This window comes from Idiomarina loihiensis, assembly GCF_024584785.1.
GTDB lineage: Bacteria > Pseudomonadota > Gammaproteobacteria > Enterobacterales > Alteromonadaceae > Pseudidiomarina > Pseudidiomarina fusca.
The window spans coordinates 2,234,417-2,248,570 of the sequence record NZ_CP074112.1; the positions used below are offsets into that span (position 1 = coordinate 2,234,417).

General features: G+C 46.1%; 13 protein-coding genes, 1 pseudogene and 1 riboswitch. Of the genes and pseudogenes, 7 read left to right on the forward strand and 7 right to left on the reverse strand.

The annotated features are described in order from the left end of the window. Positions 1 to 7: 7 nt before the first annotated feature. Entirely contained in the window at positions 8 to 3,145 is a 3,138-nt protein-coding gene (locus KGF88_RS10675; RefSeq protein WP_153827333.1) for an efflux RND transporter permease subunit, read from the forward strand. Positions 3,146 to 3,238: 93 nt separating this feature from the next. Here the strand turns inward: KGF88_RS10675 and KGF88_RS10680 are convergent, their stop codons facing one another. Then, positions 3,239 to 4,177, reverse strand: coding sequence for a bile acid:sodium symporter family protein (locus KGF88_RS10680; RefSeq protein WP_110076961.1), 939 nt, complete (start codon positions 4,175 to 4,177; stop codon positions 3,239 to 3,241). Between the two features lie 742 nt (positions 4,178 to 4,919). Between KGF88_RS10680 and KGF88_RS10685 the strand changes: the two genes are divergently transcribed. Next, positions 4,920 to 6,125 (forward strand): IS256 family transposase, encoded by a 1,206-nt coding sequence (locus tag KGF88_RS10685; RefSeq protein ID WP_257119929.1) that lies wholly within the window; start codon positions 4,920 to 4,922, stop codon positions 6,123 to 6,125. A gap of 296 nt (positions 6,126 to 6,421) precedes the next feature. On the opposite strand, the gene KGF88_RS10690 is transcribed toward KGF88_RS10685, so the two are convergent. After that, entirely contained in the window at positions 6,422 to 6,727 is a 306-nt protein-coding gene (locus KGF88_RS10690; RefSeq protein WP_153827390.1) for a hypothetical protein, read from the reverse strand. Between the two features lie 153 nt (positions 6,728 to 6,880). On the opposite strand from KGF88_RS10690, the gene KGF88_RS10695 reads away from it, so the two are divergent. From KGF88_RS10695 to KGF88_RS10710, 4 genes are all read left to right on the forward strand, one after another. Beyond that, complete coding sequence (locus tag KGF88_RS10695; protein WP_153827391.1) at positions 6,881 to 7,405, forward strand: hypothetical protein; 525 nt, start codon at positions 6,881 to 6,883, stop codon at positions 7,403 to 7,405. Continuing rightward, a complete protein-coding gene (locus KGF88_RS10700; protein WP_153827392.1) occupies positions 7,398 to 7,757 on the forward strand; it encodes a hypothetical protein in 360 nt (119 codons plus the stop codon). The genes KGF88_RS10695 and KGF88_RS10700 overlap by 8 nt, the downstream gene beginning before the upstream one ends. Position 7,758: 1 nt before the next feature. Next, positions 7,759 to 8,436: a hypothetical protein gene (locus KGF88_RS10705; protein WP_153827393.1), complete on the forward strand. Its 678-nt coding sequence runs from the start codon at positions 7,759 to 7,761 to the stop codon at positions 8,434 to 8,436. A gap of 67 nt (positions 8,437 to 8,503) precedes the next feature. Beyond that, complete coding sequence (locus KGF88_RS10710; protein ID WP_153827394.1) at positions 8,504 to 9,388, forward strand: viperin family antiviral radical SAM protein; 885 nt, start codon at positions 8,504 to 8,506, stop codon at positions 9,386 to 9,388. 308 nt (positions 9,389 to 9,696) lie between these two features. On the opposite strand, the gene KGF88_RS10715 is transcribed toward KGF88_RS10710, so the two are convergent. The 3 genes and pseudogenes from KGF88_RS10715 to KGF88_RS10725 all read right to left on the reverse strand — a co-directional run bounded on the left by KGF88_RS10715 (position 9,697) and on the right by KGF88_RS10725 (position 12,286). Further along, complete coding sequence (locus tag KGF88_RS10715; protein ID WP_153827395.1) at positions 9,697 to 10,374, reverse strand: hypothetical protein; 678 nt, start codon at positions 10,372 to 10,374, stop codon at positions 9,697 to 9,699. A 51-nt stretch (positions 10,375 to 10,425) separates the two neighbouring features. Next, positions 10,426 to 10,818 (reverse strand): hypothetical protein, encoded by a 393-nt coding sequence (locus tag KGF88_RS10720; protein WP_153827396.1) that lies wholly within the window; start codon positions 10,816 to 10,818, stop codon positions 10,426 to 10,428. A 56-nt stretch (positions 10,819 to 10,874) separates the two neighbouring features. After that, a riboswitch (SAM-I-IV-variant riboswitch) is annotated at positions 10,875 to 10,992 on the reverse strand. A gap of 144 nt (positions 10,993 to 11,136) precedes the next feature. Next, a pseudogene (locus KGF88_RS10725) lies at positions 11,137 to 12,286 on the reverse strand (IS3 family transposase). 407 nt (positions 12,287 to 12,693) lie between these two features. Here KGF88_RS10725 and KGF88_RS13940 point away from each other — a divergent pair. After that, the gene (locus tag KGF88_RS13940; RefSeq protein ID WP_162014657.1) at positions 12,694 to 12,966 is read left to right on the forward strand and encodes a TonB C-terminal domain-containing protein; all 273 of its coding nucleotides are present in this window, start codon (positions 12,694 to 12,696) and stop codon (positions 12,964 to 12,966) included. A gap of 17 nt (positions 12,967 to 12,983) precedes the next feature. Here the strand turns inward: KGF88_RS13940 and KGF88_RS10730 are convergent, their stop codons facing one another. Both KGF88_RS10730 and KGF88_RS10735 read right to left on the reverse strand, forming a co-directional pair. Continuing rightward, the gene (locus KGF88_RS10730) at positions 12,984 to 13,265 is read right to left on the reverse strand and encodes a hypothetical protein (protein WP_092836208.1); all 282 of its coding nucleotides are present in this window, start codon (positions 13,263 to 13,265) and stop codon (positions 12,984 to 12,986) included. 151 nt (positions 13,266 to 13,416) lie between these two features. Continuing rightward, positions 13,417 to 14,148, reverse strand: a complete 732-nt coding sequence (locus KGF88_RS10735) for a hypothetical protein (RefSeq protein ID WP_153827408.1) — start codon at positions 14,146 to 14,148, stop codon at positions 13,417 to 13,419. Positions 14,149 to 14,154 lie beyond the last annotated feature (6 nt).

Below are 14,154 nucleotides of genomic sequence, written 5' to 3' on the forward strand. Positions count from 1 at the left end.
CGAACTTATGATTGATTTACTGATTCGTTTCGCCGTTCAACGTCGATGGTTGATCATGGCGGCAACTATATTGATAGCAGGTGTTGGCGTTTTTAGTGCGCTTAAACTGCCAATTGATGCGGTACCGGATATTACCAATGTGCAGGTGCAAATCAACACAGAAGCCTCCGGCTATTCTCCGCTAGAAACAGAGCAGCGTATTACTTATCTGGTTGAAAACGCGATGGCGGGTATACCAGACCTCAACTACACCCGCTCAATATCTCGATACGGCTTATCGCAAGTTACCGTTGTGTTTGAGGAAGGAACCGATATCTATTGGGCCCGCCAGCAAATCAACGAACGCTTGCAGATGGTCAGAGGTGAACTGCCTGTAGGCGTTGAGCCAGCGCTCGGGCCAATAGCAAGCGGTTTAGGTGAGATCTTTACATACATCGTCAGCGCCGATGCTGATGCGCGAGATGAGAATGGTCAACCCTACACAGCAGAATCGCTTCGTACCTTGCAAGACTGGGTAATCCGTCCTCAATTGGTCAAAGTTCCGGGTGTGACCGAAATCAATACTGTTGGTGGCTATGAGCGCGAGTACCAAGTCTCTCCGCACCCCGGAAAGTTGCTCGCTTATAAAATCTCGGTAGACGATGTTTTTCGAGCATTGCAGCTCAACAATACCAACGCTGGTGCGGGCTATATTGAGCGTAACGGCGAACAATGGCTAGTTCGCTCTCCCGGTCAACTACAATCCTTAGTGGATATTCGTAATGTGGTTGTTACCAAACGTGATGACGCACCAGTGAGGGTGAAAGATGTTGCGGATGTGTCGTTTGGTGAAGAGCTACGAACAGGAGCTGCTACGGCTGACGGTGAGGAGGTGGTGCTTGGGACCGCAATGATGTTGATTGGCGAGAACAGTCGTATTGTGTCTGAAGCGGTTGCTAAGCGTCTGGAGGAGGTGCAGCTCAGCTTACCCGATGGTGTAACGGTCGAGTCCGTTTATAATCGTACAACTCTGGTTGAGAAAACCATTGCGACCGTCGAAAAGAACCTGTTCGAAGGAGCAGTTCTTGTTATTGTGGTGCTGTTTCTTTTGCTTGGAAATGTCAAAGCTGCACTCATTACGGCACTGGTTATTCCATTGAGCATGTTATTCGCTATCACGGGTATGGCGGCTAATCGTGTGTCCGGTAACTTAATGAGTCTAGGTGCAATAGATTTCGGCATTATCGTCGATGGCGCCGTCATTGTTGTCGAAAATGCCTTACGTCGGCTCGGATCAGCACAACAAAGGCTAGGGCGTTTATTGACGACCAAAGAGCGCTTACAGGAAGTGTTTGAGAGCACACGTGAAGTGTTTAATCCTGCGGTATTTGGTGTGTTGATCATTATGTTGGTTTACTTACCAATATTTGCACTTAGTGGCGTTGAGGGAAAAATGTTTCATCCTATGGCATTCACCGTTGTGTTTGCATTGCTGGGTGCGCTTATTTTTTCTATGACGTTTGTACCAGCCGCGCTTGCGATTTTCGTGAAAGGCAAAGTTTCACATGGTGAAAATCGTCTTATGCGCGGGGCTAGACGACTTTATGAGCCGCTTTTGAATACGTCTCTGAAACGACCCATTGTGATTGTCTTGGTCGGTTTGAGTCTGTTTATGGGATCAATCTATCAAGCCTCGAAAATGGGAACAGAATTCCTGCCACAATTGGATGAAGGCGACTTAGCGCTGCACGCATTGCGTATTCCCGGTACGGGCCTCCAACAATCGGTCGATATGCAATTGCAACTTGAGGAAGTGATTGCTGAATTCGACGAAGTAAAACGGGTATTTTCAAAAATCGGAACCCCCGATGTTGCGACTGATCCCATGCCCCCGAGTGTTGCAGATACGTTTGTTATTCTGAAGCCAAAGAGTGAATGGGCGGATGCAGAAAAAACAAAAGATGAGTTTGTTGCTGAGTTGAGGGAAGCTGTCGAGCAAATACCCGGTAACAAATATGAGTTCACGCAACCCATCGAGATGCGGTTTAATGAGCTGATCGCGGGTGTTCGTGCAGATGTCGCTGTGCGTATCTACGGTGACGACCTCGACCAGTTGAAAGCGCTCGGTGATGAGGCTGTAGAGATCATTGCTGGCGTTGACGGTGCGGCAGATGTTCGAGCAGAACAAATGACCGGCTTACCAACATTGTCAGTGACACCGCAACGTGATCATCTCGCGCTACTTGGATTATCCGTTCAGGACGTTCAACGTGCAGTTCAAAGCGCTGTCGGCGGTTTAGTTGCCGGAACAATTTATGAAGGAGATAAACGGTTTCGGTTGATGGTTCGTCTGGATGAATCTTGGCGCACAGATATCGAAGCGTTAAGGCAGCTGCCTGTTACCGTGCCCCAAGCGAGCAACCCGGAGCTTCAGTACGTCCCATTGGGGGAAATCGCAGACGTTGAACTGACGGTTGGGCCCAATCAGATCAACCGGGAAAGTGGTAAACGCAATGTCATTGTAAGCGCCAATGTTGTCGATCGTGATTTGGGGTCATTTGTTGAGGACATTCGGCAACAGTTACAAAGCGATATATCACTACCAACTGGATATTGGATCGATTATGGCGGCACGTTTGAGCAACTTCAATCAGCGTCTCAGCGTTTAGCAATCGTGGTACCGTTGACGTTATTACTTATCTTTGGACTGTTGTACAGCGCATTCAACTCACTGACAAATGCCTTAATTATATTCACCGGTGTGCCGCTCGCGCTCACAGGCGGTATTTTGGCTCTCTCATTACGCGGTATGCCTCTGTCAATCTCTGCGGCTGTTGGATTTATTGCGTTGTCTGGAGTTGCCGTGTTAAACGGTGTGGTGATGTTATCGTTCATTCAACAGTTACGAGATGAGGGCAAAGCTATCATTGAGGCTGTGTACGAGGGTGCTCGTCAACGATTGAGGCCTGTGCTTATGACGGCACTAGTGGCGAGCTTTGGGTTCATCCCAATGGCGTTTAACACAGGCACGGGCGCTGAGGTTCAACGGCCTTTAGCAACGGTTGTCATTGGCGGAATTGTTTCGTCGACATTGTTGACGCTGGTTGTTCTGCCGGCGCTTTACCTGCTGATAAGCAGACTCAGAATAAGATCGTCTCATTCGTAATCTTGCTGTTTTGGAAGTTGGGTCGAAAGATCCAACTTCCATTCAAATACCCCCGAGCCATCATTACTAATGGCGAAGATACACCTATCGTTTTCAATCGTTTATTTTGGTCATGTCGCGAGCGAGAAGTTTAGCGACAATAGGTGAAGTAATCATTTGAATGACGGCAAAAAATGCAGCGGGAATTGCAATTTCAGGGGGAAGCCCAGATGCAGCAACAAAAGCAGCGGCAATGCTAAACTCCTTTTTACTGACTGTAAAAAGATAAGTGATCATTTCTTGTCGGTCATTGGTAAACAACCGGGACGTCATACCAACCAAATAGCCCATTAGATTAAGGCATAATGCTGCTCCGCCGATCACAAACGCATACCAGCCGTAACCAATGATAGTTTCAGCATTCGGCCCTACAACAGCGAGCAGTATCAAAAGATAGATCACCGAGCCGACACCTGCATAAGTTGAGTCATGTCGTGCAAAGAAGCTCGAAAAACGCGTGCGTAAACTAACACCGACGACCGTTGGAACAAGAACGACCAACATCAACTCAAGAATAATCGTGGCTAAGGGAACGGTTAGCTGAATGCCTGTTAACCATAAAAATAAGAAGGGAACGATGAATGGCGACAGCGCAGTATTGACTGCGTTAAAGACGGCCGCTAAAGCAACATTGCCTCGAGCCATCAGCACTAATAATGGCGAAGAGACATCTGTTGGCAGCGTGCCGAGTAGGGCTTGGCCTGCCGATAACGAGCCGCTGCCGAAGAAAAGTCTTCCGGTCAGCCATCCTGCAATCGACATGGGTCCATAAACGAGACCCAACGCCCACAATTGCCGTGATGGTTTACGTAGCACCATTCGTACATCGTGCGCATCAAAGGTTAAACTGATGACCAGCATTAACAAAGCCAGTAGTAGTCCGATAGAGCTTTCAAAGAAGCGTCCCGTTTCGGGCAGAAGTAATCCTAGCGCTGCGACACTGATGACAAACCAGACAAGGTTGGATTCAATAAAAGAGAAAAAGCGAGAGATATGTAAATCCTTTTTACTTGGCGGACAATTATGCTTTGTTTAGCGCGCTTATTCTGTTGCCAGAATTATACGTCAATTTGATTTGGCTGCCATGCTTACCACATAAATATAAGACACAAACTCCTGCGCGAACGGCCGCATTTGTCTGGCTAATTATCCTTTTTTCCATACCCTCTTGTGCCAAGTTTTGCAGGGTTTGGAGATAAAACGCTAAAACTTCTGGCTAAATGGCCTCGTTAAAATGCTCCTGAGCCCCCTACAGGACGGGGCCTGCACGGTTAGCACCTCCTCTCACCATTTAATGTCAGCCAGTCGCTATTTACTCCGGAGGCAGAGGTCACAGGTTCGACTCCTGTCGGGTGCGCCATTTTTAATGGATTGCAGCGCACCTTCGTGTCCTTATAGTGCCGATAACTCAAAAAGTCCCACAGTTAGTCCCACACTTTTGTCATTTTCGCTGATTTGTCTTGGTGCTGTCGTTTTGTCTTTTTATGGTGCCCTGGGACATGGATTTGTCGTTTGGGACAGGACAACGATGGCTTTAGTAAAACCACAATATTTATAGGATTCGTAGTTTTATCCTGAGCCCAACTGCTTAATACTCTAATAATTCAACCTAAGATGTTAGGTAAAAAGCAGATATAAGAACAGTAGAAAGATACCACCCACTATCATCTTGAACGAGAGTGTAAAAATATCTGTGTAAATGGCATTCTTAACAATATCGAAGAAGGATATCAGAATGCCAATATCAGACAAACTCATCGACCAGCTGCTGGACGGCTGTGATTCCCCAGAAGACATCTTAGGCGAAGCCGGCCTACTCAAACAGCTTACCAAGAAGGTGGCAGAGCGGGTGCTAGAGGCTGAAATGGAAGCTCATTTAGGCTACGCACCAAATGTCTCAGCCGGCAACAACAGCGGCAACTCTCGTAATGGTAAAACCAAGAAAACTGTTCGTAGCATCAATGGCGATGTCGAACTAGATATTCCTCGTGACCGTAACGGTAGTTTTGAGCCCAAGTTAGTTCGCAAAGGCGAACGCCAGCTGAATGGATTTGATGAGCGCATCATAGCATTGTATGCGCGTGGCATGACTACTCGTGACATTCAAGCATACCTTGAAGAAGCCTATGGTGTTGAAGTCTCGCCGACGTTCATTTCTCAGGTGACCAACGCCGTCATGGACGAGGTCAAGGCCTGGCAGCATCGTCCGTTGGCAAAGCTGTACCCAGTTGTTTACCTTGATTGTCTAGTCGTTCGCAGCCGTGATTCTGGTGTTGTACAGAATAAGTCAGTGTACCTAGCGCTTGGCATCAACACTGACGGTGAAAAAGAGCTGCTCGGGCTGTGGATGGCTCAAACTGAAGGCGCTAAATTCTGGCTATCGGTAATGAACGAGCTGAAAAACCGTGGTGTAGACGATATCTTCATTGCCTGCTGCGATGGCCTTAAAGGCTTCCCTGAAGCCATTGAGGCGGTTTACCCGAAGACTCAAGTGCAACTGTGCATTGTGCACCAAATTCGCCACTCTCTGCGGTACGTAAACTGGAAACAGCGCAAGACTATTGCCGCTGATTTAAAACTCATTTATGGCGCGGCTACTCGCGCTGAAGCCGAGCAGGCACTAGAAAATTTCGCCTCGACATGGGACTCTGAGCATCCCACCATCAGTCGCTCATGGCGGGCAAACTGGGAGCGCTTAAGTGTGTTCTTCGACTACCCAGTTGAGATACGCAAGGCCATTTATACCACCAATGCCATTGAGTCGCTGAATGCGTCACTGCGCAAAATCACCAAAACTCGCCGGTCGTTCCCTAACGACGAAGCCGTCATGAAGGTGCTGTACTTGGCCTTGCATCAGGCTTCAAAAAAGTGGACTATGCCCATACGCAACTGGAAGCCAGCGATGGCACAGTTCGAGATTATATATCAGGATCGGATTTAACAGTGAAACCAGCCATTTACACAAAATCTTTTACAGTCTCTCTTGAACACCGCGGGTGATACGTATTGTGTCGCCCATGCCTCAGCTTTGGCGAAAAACATATCAGCACCTTTCTCGCCCACCGTCACCCACATACAAGCTTGACAGTGCCCTTTATAGTAAAGCTTCTCAGCTGGCTTGTTACAGCTTTTGCATTTTTTTACTGCCATGTACATTTTCCTTTTTATTACATGCAAAATTCATTCATCAAAACGCTATGAACTTGATTTTATTATCTTGATGTTAGCTTGTTTGAATCATGCAATTTCATCATCGGAATATTTTCCTTCTTTTATGAACGAGAAACACTCTCTTATCGTTAGTGCGCACGGCACTACGTGTTCTGGGTGAGTTTTCACGCCCTCCTTAACAGCTTCAGAATGAGCGCAATGAACGTAGCGTTGCTCTGGGTGTAACACATAATTGAAAATACGAGAATAAACACACTCAATGTTCGATTCCACTTGATCTCGAAAAAGCGACACTAAAGCTTGGCATGCTCTTAAATGCACTTCCTCTGGGGTAAGCTTCGCCGTATTCATAATTCCCTGCTGCTTATCCATTGTTCTCTTGCCTAAAATCCATGGTCAAATAGCAACATTACCATTGCAGTCGCGGGCTCAACTCAATATAGTCGGCATTTACTTAATAACTTACACATCGAAAATAGAAAAAGCGAGCCGGCGCTCATAAGGAATTTAGCAAAGGGATTTCACTTGAATAAAACTAATTACACCATGACTTGGGACGAGCTTCTCAGCACTGGCTTACACTGGCTCTTTAAAGCGTCATTTTTCATTATCTCTTCTGCCCTTTTCGCCATCGCACTTTGGGGGCTTCCGGCTACGGTTTTTCCTAACGACGCAGGTTGGCATGACCTGAGCAACATGGAGATTTTGTTCCTAACAGGGTTTACGCTTCTTTCAGCACGCTACATCGTAAAAGTGAGAAAACACTCTGCTAAAGTTGGCAACGCCATTTACCGATACTTCACTGCAATTGGCATTCATACGTTTGTATTCATTAGCTCTGAACTCCTCTTTGGCTCACTGAGCTCTTACAACAATCAACTATTGATGAACAATAAGCAGGATTACTGGAACTTAGCTTACAATGCATCTCTGTTGCTCTTAATATTTGCCATCGCACCAAAGGGTAAGCTCAAGTTTTCACAAGCTGTTTCAGCTACTTCGCCTCCAGAAAAAGTCACACTCAGGGAAGAAAAGCAGGATCATGTTTAAAAACCTAATACCCACACTAATTGTACTCATTAGCCTCATGCCGATAGCGGCCGATGCAAAAGGTAGTTTTGAGAACCCAGATGCTGAATTTTTAATCGGTGCCTGCCAGGCAGTCACTGAAATTTATAACGCACATAATGAGAAGCGATTCCTTGCAAGCCAAACCACGTCTCTTGCTGATGCAATGCGCGCCGGTTATTGCTTAGGTGTGATGAAACAGTATCAGTGCCGGCGGCTGGGGAAATATTCTCTTTTCGAATCGGCGCGAAGAATTGCCATTTTAGACGACGAAAGTTCGGATAATAGACACACCTCGATTGATAGAATCCTGCAGCAAGGTGTTTGCCGATAGCATGCGTTATAAAATTCCAGAGCTTTTACGGAAAGTATTTAATATCTCATCAGCTGAAGACAGCAAGATACTCAAAGACAAAGCAATGTCTTTTGTTCGTAACGGTCTCGTTCAAGCCGAAGCTGAGCAAGGTATACACAGGAAGCAGTGGTTCATTACTAGTACATCTGGTGAAGTTACGCTTTACAATGCTCTTTTGCTGAATGCATTCTTTCCCGATCCTAAGCGTGTGAAGTCTATCTTCGATGATGTAAAAGTGAGGGAAGAAAGCGCGGAAATAGTTCGTAGCTTAATTTTGGATAAGCAGGCTCTTGTTGGCGTGGCGCTTTTGAGTTCTAAGTCTCAGCTTTTAATAGGCTGCTTAAATGATATCGAAACGTTCGACTTAAGACATAAAACGCTTCCCAACCCCTTTCAAACTCTTCCGCAGCTTGCGCTTGGTAGTAATATAGGTTTGTTACAAGCCTTACTGGCGCAGACCGCATCTTTGGATGTTCATGATTCGTTACTGTCTGCTTATCTTCGTCAGGACTGGGTTGAAGCAATGAGTCATTGCGCACGGATTAAAGAGCTTCATGCCCAGAGTGAGACCTACCGTGAGCTCATTGAGTCAGTGGAACGCGGCTATCAAGAAGCTTACGAGTTTGACCAGCTGATAAGTCTTTTCAAAAATCAATAAAAAGTCTTTTTAGTGCACTGCACTAATAAATCATCTCTCCCGCGACTTAAATTAACGGAGAGAAATAATGACTATTCGCACTCAAGAACTTGTTATCAATTTTCATATGACCGAGGCATGCAATTTTCGGTGTGCATACTGCTACGCTAAATGGAATGACGAGCCTAGTAGTAAAGAGCTTTATGGCCATTCAGGACAGGTAGACGCGTTACTCAATTCACTTGCCGACTACTTTTTCAATTCTAACCCTATTCGAGAGCAACTCGGCTATCAGCGCGTTCGTATTAATTTCGCCGGTGGCGAACCAATGATGCTGGGTAAATACTTTACTAGGGCATTAGTAAAAGCAAAGGCGCTCGGATTTCAAACATCGGTCATCACCAACGGGCACTTTCTCAATGATAAGATGATGCGCGAGGTCGCACCAAGCCTTGATATACTGGGCATCAGTTTCGATACAGCCGATGAATTGATTGCGCAATCTATTGGGCGCACCGATCGCCATAAGCGTTGGTTAAGCCCGAGGCAGCTGCTTGAACTATGCCATTCATACCGGCACCTCAATCCACTAGGTAAGCTAAAGCTAAACACCGTCGTCAACCCGTTCAATTTTCGCGAAGACCTGTCAGCACTAATCAACCAAATTCAGCCTGATAAATGGAAGCTACTTCGTGTATTACCGGTTCACGACACGTCTCAAGTCGTTACTGATACACAATACCAAGCCTACGTAGATCGCCACCTGCGAAGCTATCCAAGGCTGATCATTGAGGATAATGATGATATGTGGCAGTCCTATTTAATGATAAACCCACAAGGCCAGTTTTATCAAAATGTAAACCCGACCAGTGGGCACCTACAGAGCAAACCGATTTTACAAGTGGGTGTTCAAGAGGCGCTAAGTGAGATTCCTTTCGATGTGCGCGCATTCGCAAGTCGTTATAGCGCGTAAGGAGTCGTCATGAAGAATCACAGATACTCAAATAATGATCAGATCACCAAGCTGGTTAAGTTGCTGATAAGGCAAGGGTACGTCTATCAACGAGGAAAAAAGCATGGAAAGATCGTGTCGCCCAACGGGAAAAGACGTATATCGATACCGAGCACCCCTAGTGATTGGCGAGCACCAAGACAGTTTAAAGCAGAAGTACTAAGGAACTTTAAATATCGCCGATAAATCGCAGTTTATATTGCGTTGCGGACAGCAACTTAAATGATAAGAGGTGGGAAGGTTCCCACCTCGCTATTCAGCTCTGCGGATTAACTTGGCGGTGACTGAATTCGCCCCATCAACCGTACCTTCCAATCATCAAGCACGCAATAGGCTTCACCGAATATCGTCTCATACACCGTTTTAGCCAGCAGCGGCGCACCTCTCTCGATAAGCTCACCAACGCGCTCTGCTGGGCGACCGATATATTCATACTTCGTCATGTGATTTGCTGCGCTTTCGGCCGCTTTCCATATACCTAGAAATACTGTTGATACGAAACTGGCGTAGGGAGCTGGGAGCGTAATCCACATTCGGGAGCCATTATCGCGATAAGCTAGCTCCCCTTCTTCGATATGCACCTTTGCTCCGGTCCATAGTTGCTTACCAAGCGCTTTGGGTGGCTCATCCATTATCAGGTATCGGTTACATTGCTTCGCGTAACTGATGATAGTTTGTTGAACTGAATCCAATGCATCGAGTTCCGCTAGCAGCTCTTGTCGAGGTGCTAATAAATCACTCGGGATATCGAGCGATTGATTCTGCAACAACTTATGACGGATGCGTATTGCTAGTGATTCAGCAGCTTGCTGATTGTTGAACCCTAAATATTGCAGCATATCGTTGAGACGCACTAGGTTTCCCGTTAGCGCTATATCCTTATGATCTACATTAAGATTAGCTGTACTTGCGACTTGCTCACTGATATGAGCCCATATACTTTTCATAGCAGCACTTCCTTCTCATAGTTCTGTTGATATAGGTTTTTCAGTCGGACTTTATTTGTCTTTGATCTGCAGTACCGCATTAGTACCCGACACGCGGGCATAACCGGCTGCTGAATTCGGTCGCTCTCCTTCTGCTGAGGAAATATAGCGACCTTCAGTGTCATAGATAGCCACTGGCTGTTTATCGATAATGAGAAGGTAATGCTTTATTGGCCCCAAAATGCCGTGAATTCCATTTCTATCATTGATAATGGCGTTAGCGATGTAGGGCTCTCCGTTACCGGCTGTTAACGGCTGATAATACTCAGTCATGTCGAGCACATGTAAACGGTAGGCACCGACCATGCCAGCAAAGGTGATCTGCCGAGGTCGACTATTGATAAAAACGCGCTCTAAATATGCCTTCGGGGCATTCTCAGGGGTATAGTTGTGAGGATGGCTCATATTCTCGTCTCCGTTATTTGCGATTGATGATGGTGCAAATAAGGAGAGCAACACACTATGCGTCTGATGGTTCCTGATCTCGTTTCGTCAGGCACATCCCAAGTCGTTACTTGGTGGCCACCTTACCCAGACTGGCAGGTTGGCGAGAGCGTTGCTCTTCTCTTAATGCAAATCACACTATATCAAATGGCCGCCTAGAAGTCTATTTTTAACCCTTTAAACTCCTAGGCGACATCAATTCTTCTTGCCTAATCCAAAAACGGTTACTTAAGCAACCGTTTCAAAACCTGATCCGTACCACTAAAAGTGGACACTTTGCTAAGCACTATTTTTTAATTCAAAGTTCTCTGGCTGAGATAGCCAATAGCACTATGCCTTCTTGTCTTGTTGTAATCAACTTCGATGTACTCAAAGACTGCTCGGCGCATATTTTCTCGATCCATGATGGGCTCGTCCTGCAAGGCTTCGACCTTTAATGAGTGAAAGAAGCTTTCGGCACAGGCATTATCCCAACAATTTCCTTTTCGGCTCATACTCTGAGTAAGTCTATGTTTTTTTAATTAAATCTCGATAATCGTTTGAACAATATTGACTACCTCGGTCGCTGTGAACAATGATCCCTTCGGGAAAACCTCTGCGAAATAAAGCCATTTTCAGAGCATCACACACCAACGTTGCGGTCATTCGGTTACTCATCGACCAGCCAACAACCGAGCGTGAATATAGATCGATGATTACCGCTAGGTACAGCCAGCCCTCACTAGTGAATAAATACGTGATATCGCCAACCCACTTTTGATTCGGAGCACTTGCCGTAAAATCTTGCTCCAGCAAGTTTGGCGCCACAGGCTGATTGTGCTTACTGTCCGTGGTGACCTTAAATTTACGTGCAGCCTTAGGTACAAGGCCCTGGCGTATCATACTATTGCGAATAGTTTTGATGTCGGGTGTCATGTCGAGCTCTGCCAAATCCACTTGGATACGCCGAGCGCCGCTGCGCTCTTTCGAGTCAATAAATGCCTGCTTAATCGCCTCGTCTCGCTCAATTTGACGCTGCTCTCGAGGATTGACTGTCTGACCATGTTTCCGCCAGGCATAATACCCACTACGCGATACGTTGAGCACGTTCACCATCCGCTTTAAGCTGAATTGATGCTGGTGCTCAAGAATAAACTCAAATCTGGCTATTTTTGGTTCTTCGCGAAGTAGGTAGCCGCCTTTTTTAATATGGCCAGGTCCTCTGCCTGTTCAGCTAATTGACGTTTTAATCGAGCCATTTCAGCGGCTTGCTCTGCTTCTCTGGCGCTCGTGTTAGATTTTTTTACGCCGCAGTCCGCCAACTGTACAGCTGGGATTCGTAGACTTTTAGTTCTCTAGCCGCCGCTGCAACGCCTATTCTTTCAGCTAATTTCAGGGCTTCTGCTTTAAATTCTTGTGTGTGGACTTTGCGTGTTTTATTTGCTTTCATGATTCACCTCGTTAAGTGATTTTACTCACTTAGCTCGGTGTCCAAAAGTACTGGTACGGATCACATTGTCTTATATGGAATCTACTGCCTATCGCCCTACCACATAGGTCGCGGTAGTAACGCAGCACGGTGGATTTACACAGCTTTGTCGGCGTTCGGCTTAGTGTTGTTTCTGGGGTTGGGTTTCGCAAATATGCCGCCGCCAGATGTGATTGCCTCGATTATCTGCACCCCGCTTACAATATTCGCAATTGTGCGGTTGTTTCAGGAGAGATCTAAGGATTGGTTTGAAGAGCAGGGATCGAATTGATATGCGGAGTCTACTCATAGGGCTATCAGCCATAACCTTGTTATTCTCAGCAGTCGCTACAAGCGCGGAGACTCGACGTACTAATCATTACTCTCCAATGAGCGAATATACAGCCAGTATATTTAAGGCCGTAAAGCAATACCTACCTTCGGAATCCGAAGCGAGGCAGGGTGTGAGCTGCAAAGTATCATTTCGACAAAACCGCTCAGGCTATATTCAAGAGATTAAAGTTATTGAATGTAGCGACGGAACTACCAGTAACTTACTTATTCAAGCGCTAGCCAAGGCATCACCGATGCCACAGCCAACAAGGCCTGGAGATTTCCAAGAAGAGGTTACGATTGTTTACTCACCTCAGCAGCTCCCCTAAATTAATTTTGAAGCAACTTAAATGCACTTGAATTCAATTTCAGTTGACCCCAGCCGTGCAGGAGCCGCGGCCACTACAGTTTCTTCTACAATTTCAAGCTTCAAGCCCTTGGATTCACAAAACGCGTTAGCTTCTTTATACACTTCAGCTTTATTCTCTAGGCTAATCCCGAGCCCCGGAGAGCCGTCCTTCTTACCGATGTAATAGAGGTTCTCGCCGAGTGATATAACCCCTGTGCTGGCACATGCAGAGGCTATTAATGAAATGGTTAATACTATGGTCAGGTGCAAGAATTTCATATTTTACGTTCCTTTGCGATTACTCTATCCACTATGCGGCCTTTTGTAACTACCCCGTAAAATAATACAGCCCACTCGTAGAGTGTCTTGTGATCTTGACAGAGTCGGGAAAAATCAGGCCTTACCGGTTTTTTATCGAGTAGTTACATTTTTATCTTCCAACCCGCAATAATTCGCGGATACGCTCGCCGAAAGCTTGGATCGTTATATTTCTCTTTAACCCTCTAGGACTGGTCATAAATGGAATAACAACTACAAGTGTGTCGTCGTCATTCCGCAACCATCGTAAAGCCTGGCCGTCGATTAACTCTAGCTTAAACTCACTATTAACTTCAGCGTACGCTCGTTTAAAATCGTCGGCGAAAGTGACTCCAGCACAAATAATTAGCTGCGGCTTAGCTTTTGCTGCGTAAGACCTCAGTTTGGGAAATCTATGAATGCGGCACCAATCCATATAGCCTTGCTTCGTCTCAATGCCAGTTACCTGCGCTATCGAATCTAGCCAGTGATGATGGTTAACATTACGAAATCCGACAGGATATAAATTAGTTTTGAAATATCCTTGGCTACCTACACAGAAAGGCCTTTTGGTTTCAGCGAAAACTTTGTAATCCGCAACGATTCCTCCCTGCACCGCACTTAATAGTTTCATCTTCTGCTGGTTATACTTGAATTTTAGATTGTGAGCCCAGTCGTTATAGCCATCCGGCGGTGAGGATACATTTTTATTGAATTCCTCGAGCAGTGAAGAGGCGCTATGCCCACCTCCCCACTCTATACCTGATACCCAAATAGCTTGACTAGACGGAGCTCCAATATCGCCGCCGTCCATTCCAGAAAAGCCCAATGCCCACTTTTCGAAATCTTGATTTATGTTACTCATTCTTCC

What these genes read in the sequence shown, in the direction of transcription:
- KGF88_RS10685 (WP_257119929.1), top strand. Translation starts at nt 4,920, where the DNA reads ATGCCAATATCAGACAAACTCATCGACCAGCTGCTGGACGGCTGTGAT.
- KGF88_RS10675 (WP_153827333.1), top strand. Translation starts at nt 8, where the DNA reads ATGATTGATTTACTGATTCGTTTCGCCGTTCAACGTCGATGGTTGATC.
- KGF88_RS10730 (WP_092836208.1), bottom strand. Translation starts at nt 13,265, where the DNA reads ATGAAATTCTTGCACCTGACCATAGTATTAACCATTTCATTAATAGCC.
- KGF88_RS10715 (WP_153827395.1), bottom strand. Translation starts at nt 10,374, where the DNA reads ATGAAAAGTATATGGGCTCATATCAGTGAGCAAGTCGCAAGTACAGCT.
- KGF88_RS10710 (WP_153827394.1), top strand. Translation starts at nt 8,504, where the DNA reads ATGACTATTCGCACTCAAGAACTTGTTATCAATTTTCATATGACCGAG.
- KGF88_RS10705 (WP_153827393.1), top strand. Translation starts at nt 7,759, where the DNA reads ATGCGTTATAAAATTCCAGAGCTTTTACGGAAAGTATTTAATATCTCA.
- KGF88_RS10690 (WP_153827390.1), bottom strand. Translation starts at nt 6,727, where the DNA reads ATGGATAAGCAGCAGGGAATTATGAATACGGCGAAGCTTACCCCAGAG.
- KGF88_RS10700 (WP_153827392.1), top strand. Translation starts at nt 7,398, where the DNA reads ATGTTTAAAAACCTAATACCCACACTAATTGTACTCATTAGCCTCATG.
- KGF88_RS10735 (WP_153827408.1), bottom strand. Translation starts at nt 14,148, where the DNA reads ATGAGTAACATAAATCAAGATTTCGAAAAGTGGGCATTGGGCTTTTCT.
- KGF88_RS13940 (WP_162014657.1), top strand. Translation starts at nt 12,694, where the DNA reads ATGAGCGAATATACAGCCAGTATATTTAAGGCCGTAAAGCAATACCTA.
- KGF88_RS10720 (WP_153827396.1), bottom strand. Translation starts at nt 10,818, where the DNA reads ATGAGCCATCCTCACAACTATACCCCTGAGAATGCCCCGAAGGCATAT.